We start from the raw sequence: 20,292 nt of genomic DNA, 5'->3' as shown, positions 1-20,292 counted from the left end.
ATGCATGTTACTTCATCCGTACGCGAGCCTCTGATTACAGGGGGTAAAACTCTGAAAGACGTCACTCATGATATATCAAGGCAAGTAGAAGCAAAACCCAGCCTGGGTTGGCTTTTGGCCTTTTTATTTTCGGTAGGTGTATTGTTATTAGGATCCATTGCATTGGTAGCGACTCTTTGGGAAGGTATCGGTATGTGGGGACTCAACAAAACTGTCGGTTGGGCTTGGGATATCACCAACTTCGTATGGTGGGTTGGTATCGGTCACGCAGGCACATTGATATCTGCCGTACTTTTATTGTTTAGACAGAAATGGAGAATGGCAATTAACAGAGCTGCGGAAGCGATGACGATTTTTGCTGTAATCTGTGCGGCCATGTTCCCTGTTATTCACATGGGGAGACCATGGTTGGGTGCTTATTGGGCTTTGCCACTTCCTAATACATTTGGATCACTTTGGGTAAACTTCAACTCGCCTCTCCTTTGGGACGTGTTTGCGATTTCAACTTATTTCGCTGTATCCTTGGTATTCTGGTACATAGGATTGATTCCTGACTTTGCAACCATCAGAGACAGGGCTTCCGGAATCAGGAAAACCATCTATGGTGCACTTTCATTTGGATGGGATGGCGCTGCCAAAACTTGGAGCAGGTACGAATCAGTTGCATTGATATTGGCAGGTTTGGCTACCCCATTGGTACTTTCAGTACACACTATTGTATCCTTTGACTTTGCCACCTCGGTTATCCCAGGCTGGCACACGACGATTTTTCCTCCATACTTTGTGGCTGGGGCGATCTTCTCAGGATTTGCGATGGTTTTGACTTTGATGATTGTTACTAGAAAAGTGTTTCACTTGGAAGACTACATCACTATCGGGCATATTGAGTTGATGAATATCGTAATCATCATCACTGGATCAATTGTAGGTATTGCCTACATCACAGAGTTCTTTATTGCATGGTATTCAGGTGTAGCTGCCGAGCAGTATGCTTTCATGAACAGGATGTTCGGACCGTACTGGTGGGCATATTGGTCTATGATGACCTGCAACGTGATTTCCCCTCAGCTTTTCTGGTTTAAGAAAATCAGAACTTCCATAGTCGCAACATTCATATTGTCATTGGTGGTGAATATCGGAATGTGGTTTGAAAGATTTGTAATCATCGTAACTTCGTTGCACAGAGATTATCTGCCATCATCTTGGGCCATGTTCTATCCGACTATTTCAGATATTGGGGTTTATCTATTCACCTTCGGATTATTCTTCACATTGTTCTTCTTGTTTGCGAAGTTTTTCCCTGTGGTCAACATGGCTGAAATTAAATCAATTGTGAAATCTTCATCAGAAAAAGTAATTAAATAAAGCATGGAAAGAGATAAAAATTTCATCCTGGGAGTATATGACGATGAGGATGTTTTATTGGATGCAATATCAAAAGTAAGAGGTAGCGGTGTCAAAATCCATGAGGTATATTCCCCATTCCCTGTTCATGGTATTGATGATGTTTTGGGATATAAAAGAAGTAAGCTCCCAATTGCAGCATTCTTGTTTGGCATCCTGGGTACTACACTTGCCTTGGTCATGCAGTTCTATATGATGAAGATTGACTGGCCAATGATCATTGGGGGTAAAGACCATGCCGCTTTCCCTGATTTTATTCCTGTTACATTCGAACTTACAGTATTGTTAGCTGCTTTCGGAATGGTGGGTGTTTTCATGATAGCCAGTAACCTTAAGCCATGGGGACAGCCCAGAATATTTGATATTAGGATCACAGATGACAAGCATGTCATGGCAATTGATTTGGCAGTGAATTCATCTTTGGAAGAAAGTCAATTATCTGATGTCTTGAAAAATTCTGGAGCATCTGAAGTAAATTTTAAAAGTTTTGAATAGGTAAATAGATATATGAAAATCACACATTCTATATACACGTTTGCATTTATAGGGGCTTCCTTCGGGTTGGTCTCCTGTGGTGCCTCGGGTGAGAATCCCGGTTATGAATTTGCACCTCAAATGTATAATTCCATTGCATACGAACCTCTTACTCAGATCGTAAATGAAGACGAAGGAGCATGGTTGTCATCAAGAGAAGACGGTAAGGGGGAGTTTTTCAATAGCAACATCAATAATCCTAACCGTATGAACATGCGAGAGCCTGTTGCCAATACTGTTCCTAGATCTAAAGATGGTTCTCTTCCATACAGGTTAAAGCAATTTGAACTTGAAGCCGCTGCCTTGAATGAGAATCCTTTGGAATTTTCGCCTCAGGTTTTGGCAGAAGGTAAGGTGCTTTACACGCAATATTGTTCGACATGCCATGGCCAAGGTGGAGAAGGTGATGGAAAAGCTGGAGAAGTAATCGGTGGGGTTGCCAACCTAAAAGGTGGAGCTTATATCAATCTGCCTGAAGGTCATATTTTCCATGTTATTATGAAAGGAAAAGGAAGAATGGGAGCACATGGTTCACAGATTCCTCAGGAGAGAATTTGGAAAATTGTCCATTATGTTAAACAAGAAATTCAGAAACAATAATCATGGGGCACAGTACTACAAATTATAATTTGGATCAAAAATTTGATTTTACAGCAGGTCTGAAAAAATCGATACTTACTGTTTTGATCATTGGTGCAGTTATCCTGGCTGCAGGCATCTTGATGGCAGCTTTAGGTGGAGGTCATGATGAAGCACATGCCGAAGGTGGACATGCTTTTCACTGGTACCAAAGACTATTTGCTAACCTTTGGATCAACAATGTTTATTTTACAGGTATTGCTGTCATTGGAGTTTTCTTCTTTGCGATACAATATGCCGCTCAGGCAGGATGGTCAGCACCGTTGTTGAGGATTTTCCTTTCCTTCGGATATTGGTTGCCATTTGCAGGTGTTATCATGATTGTTAGTTATTTCATTGTAGGTCATGATATTTTCCACTGGACACACAAAAGCCTTTTTGACCTGAGCAGCCCCGATTATGATAAGATCATAGATGGCAAAGGAGCTTTCTTCTTTTGGCCGCTTGAAAAAGGAACTTTCCCTGCTTTCTTTATTATCAGGATGGTATTTTTCTTTGGAGCTTGGGTATTGTTCTTCAATAAACTTAAAAACTTATCTTATAAAGAGGATATTAATCCTGGAAATCAATCATGGTTTCAGATTAGAAAATGGTCTGCTTTATTCCTTGTTTTCTTCGCTGTTTCTTCATCTATTTCGGCGTGGGATTGGGTAATGTCTATTGACACGCATTGGTTTTCTACAATGTTTGGATGGTATGTATTTGCATCATGGTTTGTAGCCGGATTATCTGCAATGACTTTGGTCACGATATTTTTAAAGGAAAGAGGATATCTGGAAATGGTCAATGCCAATCATATCCATGACATGGGAAAATTTGTTTTCGCATTCTCTATTTTCTGGACATATATCTGGTTTTCTCAGTTCTTGTTAATCTATTATGCAAATATACCTGAGGAGTCAGTTTACTTTATAGAGAGAATGGAAAGTGACGTGTATAGCCCGTTCATTTTTGTAAATCTAGCGCTAAACTTCTTCCTCCCCTTCCTTGTTCTTATGACAAGAGACGCAAAAAGACATGGTATATTCCTGAAGGTTATTTGCTCCTTGATAATTTTGGGCCATTGGTTTGACTTCTTCCTGATGGTTCAGCCAGGTACTCTAGGCCAAAATGGTGGATTTGGCTTGATGGAATTTGGAATGCTTTTAGTATTTGGATCTTTGGTGACATATGTTGTTTTAAACAATTTGTCTAAACGAAACCTTATTGCTAAAAACCATCCTATGTTGGAAGAAAGTTATCATCATCAAATTTAATTATCCGATAAACTAATAATTATGTACGGATTTCTTATCGTAGTTGGTATTTTATTGCTCATATCCATTATTTGGATGGTATATAAAATACAGTCCCTTGTCTCAGTGGTTAAGGGTAGTGACAAAAAAGTTGCTTCCGGAAGTAATAAGGTGAACGCTTTTATGTTCGTCCTTTTTCTTTTGGGAACAGGAGGTTTAATGTTTTGGTATTCTATCAAGGAATTTGACAATTACAATCTTCCTTTAGCATCAGAACATGGTGTAGCTACCGACCAGTTATTCTGGATTACTATGGCTGTAACCGGTGTGATTTTTATCATCACCCATATACTCTTATTCTGGTTTCCATACAAGTACCAGTACAATGAAGATAGAAAAGCTGCCTTTTATCCTGATAACAACAAACTTGAAGTTATTTGGACTGTAGTTCCGGCTATCGTTTTAGCCTTGTTGGTGATTGGTGGATGGAAGGCTTGGTCTGATATCACCCGACCTGCGCCTGAAAATGCTCATGTTGTTGAATTGATGGGATACCAATTTGCGTGGGAGGTAAGATACCCGGGCATGGATAATGTTCTTGGAGCAAATGATTACAGACTTACCAATGCTTCCAATGTTTCTGGAATTGATTTTTCAGACAGAAATTCACATGATGACTTCAATTCTCCTGTGGTAGTAATTCCGAAAGGAGAACCCGTATTATTCAGAATTAGAGCTAGGGATGTACTTCATTCTGTCTTTGCTCCTCACATGAGATTAAAAATGGATGCGGTTCCAGGTATGCCAACCAAATTTTGGTTTGTAGCTACTAAGACTACCGAGGAAATGAGAGCCGAATTGAATGATCCTGAATTCGAATATGAAATTGCATGTACTGAGGTTTGTGGCAGAGGTCACTTTTCAATGAGAAGAGTTATCAATGTTGTTGAGCCGGCCGAATACAGAAAATGGTTGGCAGATCAAAAACCATACATTGTCAATAATCCTGCTCTTGTAGAGAATTTATCTCCTGAAATGAAAGAATTGGCTGAGATTACCATCAGCGAACATAAGTAATTAAATTATCATTATTATGGCAACAGCTCATACAGCTACTCACAGTGCTAGTGCAAATGATCATCACGATGATCACGAGCATCACGATAATTTCATAACCAAATATATTTTCACCACCGACCACAAAATGATCGGTAAACAATTCTTGGTGACAGGTATATTCTGGGCTATTATCGGTGGATTATTATCGATCATTTTCAGATTACAACTCGGCTTTCCAGATATGGAATTGTATTGGCTTAAGCCGATACTTGGAGGTTGGATTGATGATGCCGGGAAATTGGATCCAAATTTCTACCTGGCATTAGTTACGATGCATGGTACCATCATGGTATTCTTTGTTTTGACTGCAGGACTGAGTGGAACATTCTCCAATTTCCTTATTCCTCTCCAAATTGGTGCTAGAGACATGGCTTCAGGATTTATGAACATGTTATCTTATTGGTTCTTCTTCTTGTCAGGAGTAGTCATGTTTATTTCCTTGTTTATCGAAACAGGACCTGCATCCGGTGGCTGGGTAGTTTATCCACCGTTATCAGCGCTAGAACAAGCCATGCCCGGTTCTGGTCTGGGAATGACTATGTGGTTGGTTGCAATGACTTTCTTCATAGCATCTTCTTTGCTAGGCGGGATCAATTACATCACCACAGTAATCAACTTGAGAACTAAAGGAATGTCCTTTTCTAGACTTCCTTTGACTATTTGGGCATTCTTCTTGACAGCTGTTATAGGTTTGCTTTCGTTCCCAGTTTTATTTTCAGCTGCCCTGTTATTGGTTTTTGACAGAAGTTTTGGAACAAGTTTCTATCTATCTGATATTTACATTGGGGGTGAAGCGTTACCAAATACAGGTGGTAGCCCTGTTCTTTACCAGCACTTATTCTGGTTCCTTGGTCACCCTGAAGTTTACATTGTATTGTTGCCTGCTCTTGGTATAACCTCAGAAATCATCTCTGTAAATTCCAGAAAGCCTATTTTCGGATACAAAGCGATGATCATCTCTATGCTTGGAATTACCATCCTGTCTTTCATTGTATGGGCACACCACATGTTTGTATCAGGAATGAATCCTTTCTTAGGATCAATCTTTATGTTCCTTACATTGATTATTGCTATTCCATCAGCTGTAAAAGTATTTAATTATCTTACCACTCTGTGGAGAGGTAATTTGATCTTTACGCCAGGAATGTTGTTTTCCATTGGCTTGGTGTCATTCTTTATCTCAGGAGGTTTGACTGGTATTTTCCTCGGCAACTCCGCCATTGATATTCAATTGCACGATACTTATTTTGTAGTTGCCCATTTCCACTTAGTAATGGGATCTGCATCATTCTTTGGACTGATGGCTGGTGTATATCATTGGTTCCCAAAAATGTTTGGAAGAATGATGGACGCAAGGTTAGGTTATATCCACTTCTGGTTGACTTTCATTGGAGTTTATATGGTATTCTTCCCAATGCACTACATTGGTATTGCGGGTTTCCCAAGAAGATACTACAGCTGGACTAATTTTGAGTTTTCAAACATGTATACGGATTTGAATATGTTCGTTTCAGTAGCTGCGATAATCACTTTCGGAGCCCAATTGATTTTCTTGTTCAATTTCTTTTACTCCATGTACAGAGGTAGGGTGGCTTCCCTCAATCCTTGGAGAGCAAATACGCTAGAGTGGACAACTCCTCTCCATCCAAAGCATGGTAACTGGCCTGGTGAAATACCTACTGTCTACAGATGGCCATATGACTATTCCAAGCCTGGTGCAGCAGATGATTTTATTCCTCAAACAGTTCCACTGTCTGCAACTCCTGAATCCAACCTTCCACACGAACAGGAATTGGTTAAATTGGAAAAAGCAATTATTGCAGACGAAGAGGATGTTCTTGTAGCGAATGTATCAAAAGAATCTTAATCAAATTTACAGCTTTCGCAGGATCAGCTTAATCGCTGTGATAGCTGTCTATTTTCTGATATTAGTCGGTGGGGTTGTCAGAAGTACCGGTTCAGGTATGGGATGCCCCGATTGGCCAAAATGCTTTGGGAGCTGGGTTCCACCTACAAGTGTGAATCAGCTCCCAAATGATTATCAGGAAATTTACTCTGCACAGAGAGTAGAAAAGAACAATAAATTTGTCGCCCAACTCGAAAAATTAGGTTTTGAAGATAAGGCTGATCAAATTAAAAACGATAAATCAATTTTGGTTGAGCAGGAGTTTAATCCGGTAAAAACATGGATTGAATACGTTAACAGATTGATTGGCGCTGTAATAGGGATTCTTGTACTCCTAACTGTCTTTAAGTCTTTTCCACTCTGGTCACTAGACAAATCAATTGTAATTTTGTCAGTGCTAAATCTGTTTTTGGTATTGTTTCAGGCTTGGATAGGTTCAATCGTTGTTTCGACGAATCTACTTCCTTGGATGATTACCTTACATATGATGTTGGCTTTGGTTATCGTTTGTATTCTGCTATACATCCACTTCCGTTCCTTTAGATTAATACAGTCCTTGAAAACTACTACTGAAAAACCAAGTAGTCTTTTTGGTATTTTAATAGTTGGCTTCCTCTTGATGTTGGTGCAAATCGTGTTTGGCACTCAGGTTAGAGAAGAAATGGATGTTGTTGCATTTGAATTCGGTAACCTTTTGCGTGGAGAGTGGATTGAGCACCTAGGGTTGGTATTTCTGATCCACAGGTCTTACTCCATACTCTTACTTGCAGTTCATATTTTGTTCTTTTACAAAGTTTACAAATATACACTGCGGCATGTGAGTATATTTAAATGGTCTCAAGCACTTGTTCTTGTTATCTTTGTTGAAATACTAACAGGTGTCGGAATGGCCTATTTCAGTGTTCCGGCATTCTTACAACCAATTCATCTTTTGTTAGGTACAGTGATTGTCGGGATTCAATTTGTTATTTTATTGCAGCTTAATTCCGAGAGAAAGTTAAATTTAGAAAATACAGGTTCATGAGAACTATAAATATTTCCGAAAATTCATTAACTGATTTCCTTGTTTTAAGGATTGCCGCTTATAAGGATTTAATAAAATTCCGATTATCTGCGCTTGTTACCTTCTCTGCTGTTTTCGGATTTATTCTTGGAGACTCAGGAGTAATGTTTTCTTGGGGAAAATTCTTCGCCCTCATGGTTGGAGGTTTTCTAATTAGTGGTGCCTCCGGTGCAGCCAATGAAATTTGGGAAAGAGATATTGACAAACTAATGAAAAGAACGGAAAACCGTCCTTTGCCATTGAATCTTATTTCTTTGAAAGAGGCATATTGGTTTACCTCAATCATTGCATTGTTAGGAATAAGCATTCTTTGGATCTTCACAAATCCATTGACTACCGCACTTGGAGTTTTGAGTATGGTTTTATATGTTTTTGTATATACGCCACTCAAAAGAGTCGGACCGATTGCAGTATTTGTTGGTGCCATTCCCGGAGCTATGCCTCCCCTTTTGGGTTGGACAGCCGCCACAGGTGCCATATCCCATGAAGCGCTTATAATCTTTGGAATTCAATTTATCTGGCAATTCCCACATTTCTGGGCAATAGCTTGGGTGAGTGATGAGGATTACAAAAGAGCAGGTTTCAAACTGCTCCCAAGTGGTGGTCAAAAGGACCTGAATACTGCCATACAGATTATGATTTATACCCTGTTTTTGCTTCCCTTAGGTCTGCTTCCTACTTACTTTGGTCTTACAGGGATCAATTCCGGAATTGTTGCAACCATATGTGGTGTATTGTTTTTGGCACAAACTTTCTCGTTGATGAAAGATTGCTCCCATAAATCAGCTTTAAAAATTATGTTTGGTTCCTTTCTCTATCTTCCGATTGTGCAGATAGCGTATTTATTAGATAAGGTTTAATCCATGGAAGAAAAATTCGCATATATTGAAAATGCAGAGCAACCAATAGCGATGCATCCAAAGAAATTTGCTCTGTGGCTTTTTATTGTCACCGTAGTAATGATTTTCGCTTCTCTGACAAGTGCATATATAGTTAGACAATCAGAAGGAAATTGGTTGGAATTTGATCTTCCATCTATTTTTTATTACACTTCGGGCATTATTGTTTTGAGTAGCATTTTCTTGCATTGGGCCTATATTTCTGCAAAAAAAGATGATTTATCATCACTCAGGATTGGAATGGTCATTACTTCTTTCTTGGGGTTGGCATTTCTGATAGGTCAATGGTACAGTTGGATAGCTTTGGTAGATAGGGATGTATTTTTTGTTGGAAACCCTGCAGGTTCATTTCTTTACGTTTTCACAGGTTTGCATGCATTACACCTTGTTAGCGGTGTGATATTTCTAATTATTGTATTAATTTCGTCCTTCAAGTATAAGGTCCATTCCAAAAACCTTGATACCATGGAAATGTGCGTCACTTATTGGCATTTTCTGGGAGGGCTTTGGTTATACCTGTTCATGTTCTTGTTATTGAATCATTAAAAAGTAAACTTTAGAATATATGTCAACGACTGCAACTGCAATTGGGGTAAGTCCCAAAAGAGGAGTTTGGGGAGGCGGAAATGAGCCACTCAAAGCCAGTTATGGAAAACTTATGATGTGGTTTTTCCTCCTCTCGGATATCTTTACATTTGCTGCTTTATTGATCACTTACATCTCTCTTAGGGTTAGCTTTCCGGCATACGGAGGTCCTGAGGATGTTTTCATAGGTTCAAATGAATATTGGCCTGTTCCGGAACTTGTATTTGATGCCATTCCTTTTTTCCATGGTGTTCATATTCCCCTGGCATTTGTTGGTTTAATGACTTTCATTTTGATTTTGAGTTCCGTTACAATGGTACTTGCAGTAGAAGCGGGACATAGAAATGACAGAAAGGATGTGGTCAAATGGTTATTATGGACACTTGTTGGAGGTATTACTTTCTTAAGCTGTCAGGCTTGGGAATGGTCACACTTTATTCATGGAACACCCGGTGGTTCTCTTATCACCTATGTCAATAACCTTGGACAAACCGTCACTGAAACCATTACGGGAGCAAATCTCTCGGTCAATGAATACGGCCCTTCCAATTTCGCACAGTTATTTTTCTTTATTACTGGATTCCATGGTTTTCACGTAACCCTTGGGGTTTTTCTTCTCTTCTTGGCATTCTATCAGGCAGCAGTTGGTGTTTACGAGGAAAGAGGACATTATGAAATGGTTGAAAAAATCGGACTTTATTGGCACTTTGTAGACCTTGTTTGGGTATTTGTATTTACTTTATTCTATCTGATCTAAAAATTTAAAATAAAAGATATGGCTTTGCAAGAAAATAAATCCGCACTTGAGGTATTGCCGAGAGATGAGGCTAAAATAAAAAAAATCTGGAAAACGGCAGGAATACTACTTTTATTGACTTTAGTAGAATTCGTATTTGCATTTACCCTGCCTAGAGGCTTGCTATTGTATGCGATTTTCATCGGCTTGACTATTTGGAAAGCAAAATATATTATGATGGAATTCATGCACTTGGGTGAAGAGGCAAAACCTTTGTTTTATTCCATAATTGTGCCTTTGATTTTCCTTGTTTGGTTAGTAATCGCCTTGGTAAGAGAAGGAAGTGATATATTCAATCTGAGATGGTAGTTGATTAAAATTAATATTAAAAAAAAGTAGGTTGGAGTGGAAACTTCAACCTCTTTTTTTGTTTAAGTAAAAAGTAAAGCAATGAAAAGTTTAAGAATTCTACAGGGATTTGTTTTAGTGTGTATTCTGCTTGTTCCTGTCGTGATTTTTTTGTTTTTGAGATCCTTTGGAAATAACCAATATGATATTCCGATTCTTTTTCAAGATGGAGTAGAGGATCCACTTGGTGACTGCAACATGGTGGAATCTGGACAGCATTTTATTCCTGATTTTACCCTTACTGACCAAGACGGCCAAATCCGTGGTAAAAATGAAATGTCCGAAAAAATCACTATTGTCGATTTTTTCTTCACTTCCTGTCCAAGTATATGTCCTGTCATGTCTACAGAACTAGAACGGGTGGATGATGCTTTTAGGAATGATGGTGAAATCCAGATTTACTCCATTTCCATAGATCCTGAATATGATACTCCTGAAGTGCTGTCTGAATATGCCAAACTACACATGGCTACGCCGGGTAAGTGGTACTTCCTGACAGGGAATAAATCATTGATATATAATCTTGCCAGATGTGGTTTTCTCCTTCCGACTATCGATGGAAAAGGTCAGCCTGAGGAATTTGTCCATAGTGATAAGTTTGTCTTAATTGATGGACAGGGAAGGATCAGAGGCTATTATAGCGGAACAAATAGAGAAGATGTTGACAAATTGATATTAGAAACAAAAATTTTATTACATGGAACCAAGTAGCTTACAGACATCAGATAAGGGTGTGATCAGGTGGATTTCTGTGATCGCAGTGATAGTACCGGTATTGGTTGCGGTATTGTTGTTTATGCCTTCAAAAATTGACGTAGGAAGTGATTGGGTATATTTCTTGCCACATTTAAATGCAGTCATTAACTCTGCTGCAACTGTAGCTTTGATTGCCGGAGTGATTTTCATTAAAAATGGAAAGATTGATTACCATAGGGCTGCGATGACAGCCGCATTTGGGTTAGGTGCGATATTTTTGATTTCCTATGTAATATATCATGCTACTGCAGAAAGCACCACATTTGGAGGGGAAGGATGGATCAGACCTGTATATTATTTCATACTTATCACGCATATCGTGCTTGCGGCAGTGGCATTATTCCCAATTCTTTTGGCTTATTATTATGGTTATACAGATCAAAGGGCAAAACATAAAAAAGTTGTTAAATTTGCGTTTCCGATATGGCTATATGTCACCGTTACCGGGGTCATTGTCTATCTCATGATCAGTCCCTATTACAGTTTCTAAACCAATTGATAAAACTTGGCGTTTCCAATTATATGAGGTCAATTTATATATCAGTGCTTGTTATAATTTTCTTTTTGATGTCCCATGTGTCCGTCATGGCACAATGTGCCATGTGCAGGGCAGGAATTGAAAACAATGTGAGTAATGGTGAAACCACCATCGGTGCAGGTCTAAACATGGGAATACTTTATCTTTTGAGTATGCCTTACCTGCTTGCTTTGGTATTGGGATATCTGTGGTATAGGAATGCAAAAAAGAGAAAAGCAAAATTTCTTTTTCATGGGGAAAAATATTAAATAATGATTGGGATCTGGGAACAGATTTTGCTATTTGCGTAACTTATGGTTATGCGAAATACTCGTAAAATTTTATTTTTTGTAGCCCTGATTAGTTTGGGGGTTTTATTGATTTCTAATTTTTTTCTTGATGATTTAAATGACGAGGAAAGATTAATCAAGCCGATAACCAATCAAATCCAAAAGGTAGAAAGGGAGTTTGATGAAGATTTTCTGCTCCTCCTACTTAAAAACAGACCTGAGGAAGAGTTTTCTTTTACCAACCTCACCATAGACGCCTCTCATTCTTATTATCTTTTTTCGGAATCAGGCAGGCTCGTTTATTGGTCAGATTTCTCCTACATGCCTGATTTTGATTGGGTCAATTCAAAATCTAAACTTCGGATCCTTGAGGACAAGAGAGGGATTTATTTTTCAAAAGCAAGGCGGTTTTCCCGTAACAACCAAGGGTATTGGATCATACAGTTATACCCTTTATACTTTAAAAGAGATTTTCAAAACCAATATCTGGAATCAGGTTTCAATTCCGAGATTTTCCCTACTGATCCCAAGAGCATTTCCTCAGAACAAGAGGTTGGTTTGATGGCGGTAAAAGGGTCCAAGGGGGAATTTTTATTTTCTGTCTATTTTGATCCTGAGCAAGTCCCAGTAGAACCATCAAGCCGATTGGCTTTGATGGTTTTCTTTTTCTCACTGTTCTTCCTGATCATTTTGATGACTAGAAAACTTATTTTGAATTTATGGACAAAAGGTAAACAAGTGAAAGCATTAATTGCGGCAGCAGCTGTATTGGTCACTATAAGGGCCTTAATGCTGGTTTTTAGATTTCCAAAAGATTACTTCGACTACCGCCTTTTTGATCCATCCGGATACGCTTCTTCTTGGTTCAATCCAAGTTTGGGTGACCTCTTTCTAAATATCATCTGTTTGGCAGTTTTATTGTCCATGGTCCTCAGGATAATCGCCAGCCATGATTTTAAAAATTGGCTCAGTAAAAGGAGAATCAAGAAGAACAGTAAAGTTTTTATTGTCGTAGCATATTTATTTTCAACACTTTTTTTAGCATTGTTTTATGCGCTTTATCTAGATATTTTGAGCAATTCCCAGTGGGACCTGAATATTCTAAGTCTTCCTTCTTTGGATTGGTTTAAAATCGTCAGCCTATCTATTGTGTTTCTTGGTGGTGCCGCCTATTTTATGTTCACGGTATTGGCTTTGGAATTGGTATTTTACAAAAATCCATTAAACAAAAAGAAAGCGGTCTCCCTCATTTTTTATTTTTCATTACCCATAGTAATAATCTTAGGTTATTTTAATTGGATATGGATGGTCGCTTATTTGGCCCATCTTATCTTCCTGATAGCTGTTATCAACTTTACCTTATACAAGTACATTTTTTCCATAGGGCTCAACACCTTTCTTACTTTTTTCTTCGGATGCCTGGTTGCGGCAGTAATTACCGGAGTGGCTTCGCATCAGGTTTACCTTGAGCGGAATTTTAAATCCAAGGCAAGTTTTGGAACAGAAATGTTGGTAGAGAATGATATTCTAGGTGAATTTTTTCTTTCGGATATCATGCAGCGGATTAGTGAGGATATTTTTATCAAAAATTCAATGATTGATCCATTGATGAGGAAAGAAGCTATTGAGCAAAAGATCAGGAAAATCCACATGAACAATTACTTTGATCAATATGTGCTCAAAGTAAAAGTATTTAACTATTTCGGTGAAAACATTCTGGACAGATATAATTCCAGTACACTCAATGACTTCGAAATGCAGTTTGTCAAAAGTGATTATGCCACCTCCGTGAAAGACCTGTATTTTATCCAAAAAGGGACAGAAGGAGACGGAAACCAATATTTTGCCTTCATTCCGATGTTTAAAGATAATTTTTACATCGGTACAGTATTTTTAGAATTGCGGCAATTGAGGATTGTTCCCGGATCGGTATTTCCCAAGTTGCTGATAGATGAGAAGTACATGGCAGGTCTTAACGACAAAAAGTTTGATTACGCAGTCTATGAGGAAGGGGAATTGAAATATGGAGTGGGCTTATTCAATTATCGGGCTGCTGGAATTGAGGGTTTGTTAAACCAATCAACCTTATTTTCTTCAGGGATATATAAAGGTAGTTTCCATCATGTCGGTGTCAAAGAAGGGGATAAGGTGATCGTAGTGTCGTCTCCAGTATATCCGATATATTATATCCTTGCTGACATTTCCTTGTTTTTTTTAGGGTTCATTATGTTCACACTTGTGGCCCTGATGGTCTTTGCATTTTCGAAAAAGATAGGTTCATTTAGGTTTAATTACGCTACAAAACTTCAGCTTTACCTGAATTTCGCCTTCTTTTTTCCTATCCTGATCATCAGCCTAATCATAGTTGGCTTGTTTACAAGTTCTTATCAAGAAGAGCTTCATAGACAGTATCTCCAAAAAACCTCCTTAGTGACGGACAACTTGTCCCCGGTACTTGAAAAGAAAAACAGTGGAATCCTGGAAAAAGACGAGCTATTGGAGACTATGAATAACCTCTCGGGAAATGCCAACACCGACATTAATCTTTACAGCAAAGAAGGAATCCTGGTAAGTACTTCACAGCCCAATATTTTTGACAAAAAAGTCCTCACCAATTATATAAATCCTTACGCCATAGTGGAATTGGTGGAAGGTCAAAATAATCTTGTTCTTTTAGAAGAAAAAATTGGTAACCTGACTTTCAAATCTGTGTATTCTGCTATCAGGTCTAAGGACGGGCAGGATGTTCAGGCCATTGTGGCGGTACCATTTTTCGAATCGGAGACAGAATTGGATTTGTTGATCGCCGATGTATTGAGTAATATCATTAACATATTCGTATTGGTCTTCGTGTTGTTTTTGTTCATTTCTTATTTTGTTTCCAAAAACCTTACTTTTCCTTTCAAACTCTTGACCCAAAAACTCAAAGTGACAGGTTTGGAAAACAATGAACCGATGTATTGGCCTACCAATGATGAAATTGGGCTGCTTGTAAATGAATACAACAACATGCTGTTCAAACTTGAAGCTAGCAAGAAAGACCTTGCCAATTCGGAAAAAGAGTCTGCATGGAGAGAAATGGCAAAACAGGTCGCCCATGAAATCAAAAATCCGCTGACACCCATGAAACTTACTTTGCAACATCTGCTGCGGTTACAATCTGAGGGAAAGCTGGATGATCCCAAAAAACTCAAACAACCATTAGAAACATTGATCCATCAGGTAGATACCTTGAGCGATATCGCCACATCTTTTTCAAGTTTTGCCAAAATGCCAAAACCAAAGAAAGAACTCATGGATTTCAAGAAAGTGGTGTTGGGTACCTTGGAGTTGTTTAAGAATAGGGAAAATGAAAAAATTATCTTTGGAGACCTTACAGATGAAGGTAACTTGCCTGTGATGGGTGACAAACAACTTTTTGGAAGAATCATTGCAAATCTGATCATCAATGGATTTCAGGCCACCGAACCACCCCGAAAATCAATCATCCTACTTTTCCTCAGGGTAATAGAACACCAAGTAGTCCTAGAAATAAAAGACAACGGTAAGGGAATTCCTCTGGCATTGAGAGACAAAATATTTGTACCAAACTTCAGCACCAAATCCGAAGGTTCAGGATTGGGGCTTGCCATTGCAAAAAGAGGTGTAGAAACTGAAGGCGGCAAAATATGGTTTGAAACTGAAGAAGGAAAAGGAACATCATTCTTTTTGTCCTTCAATCTGGTAGAAGAAATCCCGGTTGTCTAGCCATATTGCAAGGTTTCATTCCTGTTTTCACTTAATTTTTTGTTTTTGAATCTGGGAAAATGCTTTTAATCTGAGACTTATCCATCTTTTTGATGAAAATATTACCTTAGCAAGGTATATGTCTAACAGAATGATTCGGGTAAGGTATTTTGTCTTGGTTCTAATTTTGAATTTGGGATTCTATACGAGTGTTTTTGCCCAAAATTCTACTTGCAAATGGATTCCAAAAAGCCAGGCCACAAAGCCATTTATATTGGATTCGCTGAGTGTAATTGAAGAAAGCATCAGTGTGAAAGACAGATCAGAAAAGCCCTATGCTTTCAGCTATGACCTCAATACAGGCAATCTTACTATCCAAGGGAACATCGAAGACCATGTTGATTCGCTTCTCGTCTGTTGCCGGACTTTCCCATATGCATTGAACCGGACATCAGCCAAAAGGACGCTTTTGGTAGACTATGATTCCACAGCCATGTTCAAAAACAATCGTGTACAGGCTGCACCGGCTTTTGATTTCCGTGAAGAACTTTTTCCAAGCACCAACCTCAATAAATCCGGAAACCTGACCAGGGGCATCTCTTTTGGAAACACCCAAAACCTCTTTGTCAATTCATCATTGAACCTTCAGATGAGTGGGCAGCTGACCGAAAATCTCAATATCAGAGCAAGTATCACAGACCAGAATGTGCCCTTTCAACCCGAAGGCAACACCCAACAAGTACAGGATTTTGATAATATTCTGGTCGAGCTGTACAATGATAAATTCAGCTTGTCAGCAGGGGATGTCGTACTTCAGCAGCGAAAGTCTGAGTTTCTGAGGTATTATAAAAATGTTCAGGGAGCACAATTCACGACCAATTACCGTTTGGGCGAAAAGTGGCAGGCATCGACACAGGCAGCTGCATCCGTTGCTAAAGGGAAGTTTGCCTCGATTTTATTGGAGGTAACAGAAGGCACACTTGGACCCTATAGGATACCCGGCCCCCAAAATGAAAGCTTTGTCATCATCATGGCAAATTCTGAAAGGGTATTTTTGGACGGGGTGCAGCTGCAGAGAGGATTCAATTATGATTATGTCATCGATTATAATCAGGGAGAGATTACTTTTACCCCCAAAGTCCTGATTACCCAATACACCAGAATCCGGATAGATTTTGAATATTCTGAGCGGAATTATTCCCGATCGATTCTCACTGCCAATCATATTCAGGAATCCGACAAGGTTTCGGTTTATATGAATTTATACAGGGAGCAGGACAATCGGAACAGACCACTTTTTTTCGACTTGTCTGATCAGGAAAAAGTTTTGCTTGCATCTGTTGGCAATGATCTGGAGTCGGCCTCTGTTCCGAGGGTGGACAGTGTGGCTTTTGATCCGAATAGGATTTTGTACAAAATAGTAAATGATATTGATGACCGGGGAAATACTTTTGAATATTATGAATATTCCAATGACCCGGAAGTAGCTTTTTATGCCGTGTCTTTCAGTGAAGTCGGTCAGGGAAATGGCGATTACATCAGGCAAAGTCAGTTATCAAATGGACCTGTTTTTGGATTTGTTCCTAAATTGAATGGGGTATCTCAAGGTAATTATTCCAATTTATCCCAACTACCTGCACCCAATAAAAAACAAATGTTTACCACAGGAACAAGGGTAAAATTGAATCAGTACGAGCAGGTTTATACAGAAGTGGCCTTTTCAAATTCCGACCAAAATCTCTTTTCTGATATTGACAGTGAGACCAATAGGGGATTTGGTGTCAAATCAGGGATTATATCTGAAAACCGGATGTTAAATTTATTCAAGGATTACAAATTCAGAGCCTTAGCAGAATATGAATACAACTCCGCATATTTCAGTTTTATAGACCGGTTGCGGTATATTGAATTTGACAGGGACTGGAGTTTAGATCCCGAAGATGCAATAGAGGTAGGACATGAGCGGATTTTCAATACCCAGATTGAATTGAATAAAGACATTCAAAATTCCTTCAGCTATAGGTTCAACCTCAGAAATCGGGGTCAGATTTTGGATGGAACCCAGCACCTTGCCAAATGGGATCAGCAGATCGGGAAGCGTTTTTATTTCAAAAACAGTTTCTTCCTTTTGAATTCCAATGTAAGGGACCTCAATTCGGATTGGCTTCGATACACGGGTGATTTCCAATACCGCTCCAAAGTTTTGGTTCCAGGATATCGAATCATGTTGGATCGTAATGCTGTCCGCGATATCGAAAAGGATTCCATAGTGAGCACGGCGATGAATTTCTTGGAACACCTTGTTTACCTCAAATCAAACGATACCCTGGCATATTCATTCTTCGTCAATGCCTCGATTCGTGAGGATAAGTTTCCGGTCAATGGCGTGATTACCCCAGATACAGAAGCATTTCAGACCATGTTTGGACTGAAAAGGAGATTTGGAGCGCATGACCTGACTGCCACATTTACTTACCGGGAATTGGAATTTCTCAGGGTGGATCAAGAAAATGAAAGCACTGTCCTCGGCAAAGTCGACTACCTTGGCACTTTGGCCAAAGGCAATGTAAGAAATGAACTCAGTTATGCCCTTGGAAATGGACGGGAGTTTAGAAGGGAATTTGTTTTCCTTCCTGTTCCCACAGGGGAGGGAACACATGCTTGGAGGGATGACAACAATGATGGGATCCAACAGCTAAATGAATTCTACATAGCGATCAATCCCGAAGAAAAAAACTTCATCAAAGTCTTTATACCGACAACTGATTTTGTGCAGGCTTACACGACGATTTTCAATTATAGGCTTAATGCAAAGTTTCCTGACAATTGGAGTTCAGCAGGCGGAGCGTTGCAATTCTTATATAAGTTTTCAAATACGACTAGTCTGAGTATTGAAAAGAAAATTACTTCCAATGAGTTTTGGGGCCGGGTCAATCCCTTTGTCGGTGGATTTGCAGCTGAGGATCTGATTTCAGTAAGGCAGGTGATCCGGTCCTCATTTTTCTTCAATCGTTCCTCGGCAAAGTATGGTTTTGATCTTTCACTATTTGACAGTCAAAACAAACAGTTGCTATCAGGTGGATTTGATGACTTGATCCAAAAGGATTGGAGGCTGAATACAAGGTATAATTTCAGCCCAGTTTTGAACTTCAGGATTTTGGGTCAGACAGGAAAAAGAATCGCCAATTCGGATTTTCTCAGTAACAGAAATTATTTTATCGAACAATATGGAATCGGACCTGAACTTGCGTGGCAACCAAGCAGCTTGTTCCGGTCTACTTTGATGTATCATTATATTGACAAACAAAATCTTGCCAACCAAGAAATTAATGAGCGTTCCAATATCCATCAAATGGGATTGGATTTCCGTTTTGCAAAGGCTATCAAAACGACCATCAATGCCAATTTCAAATACACTTTCATAGAATACAATGGCTTGCCAAATTCACCCGCAGGATACGAGATGCTTCAGGCATTAACTCCCGGCAACAACCTGACCTGGACGCTCAATTGGCTGCAAAAAATAGGAGAGGGGCTACAAATGAATATGGTCTACGAGGGAAGGAATTCAGAAGGACTGGACCGTTTGGTGCATATTGGCCGGATGCAGGTGACGGCTTTGTTTTGAATGGTCTGTTTATTTATTTCAAAGGAGTCAACTCCACCTTTCTAAACTCCACCTCCGCGCCCTCTGCCTGTAGGGCGATTTTCCCTTTGGTGGCGGTAGCACCAAAACCATGGTTGACAAGGTCTCCATTGAGCCATACACTGATGGTGTCTGCCTTACATTCGATTGTCATTTTGTTCCATTCGCCTATTGGCTTTTCGGAGTTATCAGTCAGGTTGAGAATCCGTCTTCCTTTCCCTTCAGTAATGCCCCAGTTTCCCTTAGGGCCACGGCGGGCTTCCATGTCCGGAACTTGGATATCTTCCACGATGCACCAGAAATCACCTGCGTTCTCATGCATCATTTGCACTTCGATAGATTTTGGAAACATCTTGTACAAATTTCTCGAGCCTGAGGCATGGACCAAAACCCCACAATTCCCCGGTTCACCTGCAAACCTGTATTCCACCTCCAAGCTGTAATTCTCATATTCCTTGTCGGTAAGCAAATGCCCGTTTGGAGTTCCCAGGCTTACGAGCAATCCATTTCTAACAATAAATGGAATTCTATTGCTACTGTCTTTTTCCAGATCAGGGACATCCATGTGCCAGCCGTCTAGTGATTTTCCATCAAATAGTGCAATGGATTGCGCAAAAAGGCCCGCGGAAATCAGCAGTAATGGAAGAATAAGGAAATGTTTCATAAATAAATCTTTGAGATCATAATTTGCAGAAATCAGTTCTAGATTACAATCATCCAATGAAAATAAGGTTGGTTTAAATTGAAATGGTTGGATATCAATTTATTGAAAAAAAAACGGACTTAAAAGCATCTTGATTTTTCACCAATCCATTTATTCCAAATATTG

The 20,292-nt window shown here is 39.3% G+C and carries 17 protein-coding genes; 16 read left to right on the top strand and 1 reads right to left on the bottom strand.

Features of this window, described 5'->3' with window-relative positions; genetic code table 11:
- From nrfD to M3O96_RS11475, 16 genes are all read left to right on the top strand, one after another.
- Complete coding sequence (gene nrfD, locus M3O96_RS11550) at positions 1–1,365, top strand: NrfD/PsrC family molybdoenzyme membrane anchor subunit (RefSeq protein ID WP_249720747.1); 1,365 nt, start codon at positions 1–3, stop codon at positions 1,363–1,365.
- A 3-nt stretch (positions 1,366–1,368) separates the two neighbouring features.
- Positions 1,369–1,899 carry a DUF3341 domain-containing protein gene (locus M3O96_RS11545; protein WP_249720746.1) on the top strand — a complete coding sequence of 177 codons (531 nt, stop codon included), beginning with the start codon at positions 1,369–1,371 and terminating at the stop codon, positions 1,897–1,899.
- Between the two features lie 12 nt (positions 1,900–1,911).
- A complete protein-coding gene (locus tag M3O96_RS11540; RefSeq protein WP_249720745.1) occupies positions 1,912–2,538 on the top strand; it encodes a c-type cytochrome in 627 nt (208 codons plus the stop codon).
- Between the two features lie 2 nt (positions 2,539–2,540).
- Complete coding sequence (locus M3O96_RS11535) at positions 2,541–3,833, top strand: quinol:cytochrome C oxidoreductase (RefSeq protein ID WP_249720744.1); 1,293 nt, start codon at positions 2,541–2,543, stop codon at positions 3,831–3,833.
- A gap of 21 nt (positions 3,834–3,854) precedes the next feature.
- On the top strand, positions 3,855–4,889 hold the full coding sequence (locus M3O96_RS11530) for a cytochrome c oxidase subunit II (RefSeq protein ID WP_249720743.1): 1,035 nt from the start codon (positions 3,855–3,857) through the stop codon (positions 4,887–4,889).
- Positions 4,890–4,905: 16 nt separating this feature from the next.
- Entirely contained in the window at positions 4,906–6,798 is a 1,893-nt protein-coding gene (locus M3O96_RS11525; protein ID WP_249720742.1) for a cytochrome c oxidase subunit I, read from the top strand.
- Positions 6,779–7,861 (top strand): COX15/CtaA family protein, encoded by a 1,083-nt coding sequence (locus M3O96_RS11520; protein ID WP_249720741.1) that lies wholly within the window; start codon positions 6,779–6,781, stop codon positions 7,859–7,861. Before M3O96_RS11525 ends, M3O96_RS11520 begins: the two co-directional genes overlap by 20 nt.
- Positions 7,858–8,760: a heme o synthase gene (gene cyoE / locus M3O96_RS11515; protein WP_249720740.1), complete on the top strand. Its 903-nt coding sequence runs from the start codon at positions 7,858–7,860 to the stop codon at positions 8,758–8,760. The genes M3O96_RS11520 and cyoE overlap by 4 nt, the downstream gene beginning before the upstream one ends.
- Before the next feature lie 3 nt (positions 8,761–8,763).
- Entirely contained in the window at positions 8,764–9,345 is a 582-nt protein-coding gene (locus tag M3O96_RS11510) for a cytochrome c oxidase subunit 3 (RefSeq protein ID WP_249720739.1), read from the top strand.
- 19 nt (positions 9,346–9,364) lie between these two features.
- Entirely contained in the window at positions 9,365–10,141 is a 777-nt protein-coding gene (locus M3O96_RS11505; RefSeq protein WP_249720738.1) for a cytochrome c oxidase subunit 3, read from the top strand.
- An 18-nt stretch (positions 10,142–10,159) separates the two neighbouring features.
- Positions 10,160–10,489 carry a cytochrome C oxidase subunit IV family protein gene (locus tag M3O96_RS11500; protein ID WP_249720737.1) on the top strand — a complete coding sequence of 110 codons (330 nt, stop codon included), beginning with the start codon at positions 10,160–10,162 and terminating at the stop codon, positions 10,487–10,489.
- An 81-nt stretch (positions 10,490–10,570) separates the two neighbouring features.
- The gene (locus tag M3O96_RS11495) at positions 10,571–11,239 is read left to right on the top strand and encodes an SCO family protein (RefSeq protein WP_249720736.1); all 669 of its coding nucleotides are present in this window, start codon (positions 10,571–10,573) and stop codon (positions 11,237–11,239) included.
- On the top strand, positions 11,226–11,774 hold the full coding sequence (locus M3O96_RS11490) for a DUF420 domain-containing protein (protein WP_249720735.1): 549 nt from the start codon (positions 11,226–11,228) through the stop codon (positions 11,772–11,774). The genes M3O96_RS11495 and M3O96_RS11490 overlap by 14 nt, the downstream gene beginning before the upstream one ends.
- A 32-nt stretch (positions 11,775–11,806) precedes the next feature.
- Complete coding sequence (locus tag M3O96_RS11485; RefSeq protein WP_502798912.1) at positions 11,807–12,070, top strand: CAMCR motif-containing small membrane protein; 264 nt, start codon at positions 11,807–11,809, stop codon at positions 12,068–12,070.
- Positions 12,071–12,121: 51 nt separating this feature from the next.
- Positions 12,122–15,838 (top strand): ATP-binding protein, encoded by a 3,717-nt coding sequence (locus M3O96_RS11480; protein WP_249720734.1) that lies wholly within the window; start codon positions 12,122–12,124, stop codon positions 15,836–15,838.
- Between the two features lie 118 nt (positions 15,839–15,956).
- Positions 15,957–19,445, top strand: a complete 3,489-nt coding sequence (locus M3O96_RS11475; protein ID WP_502798911.1) for a DUF8818 domain-containing protein — start codon at positions 15,957–15,959, stop codon at positions 19,443–19,445.
- A gap of 13 nt (positions 19,446–19,458) precedes the next feature.
- Here the strand turns inward: M3O96_RS11475 and M3O96_RS11470 are convergent, their stop codons facing one another.
- Complete coding sequence (locus M3O96_RS11470; RefSeq protein ID WP_249720733.1) at positions 19,459–20,127, bottom strand: 3-keto-disaccharide hydrolase; 669 nt, start codon at positions 20,125–20,127, stop codon at positions 19,459–19,461.
- Between the last annotated feature and the right edge of the window lie 165 nt (positions 20,128–20,292).

The sequence above is a fragment of the Aquiflexum sp. TKW24L genome, assembly GCF_023502205.1.
Lineage (GTDB): Bacteria > Bacteroidota > Bacteroidia > Cytophagales > Cyclobacteriaceae > Cognataquiflexum.
The sequence above is the reverse complement of the archived record's forward strand: the minus strand, read 5'-3'. Positions and strand labels throughout refer to the sequence as shown.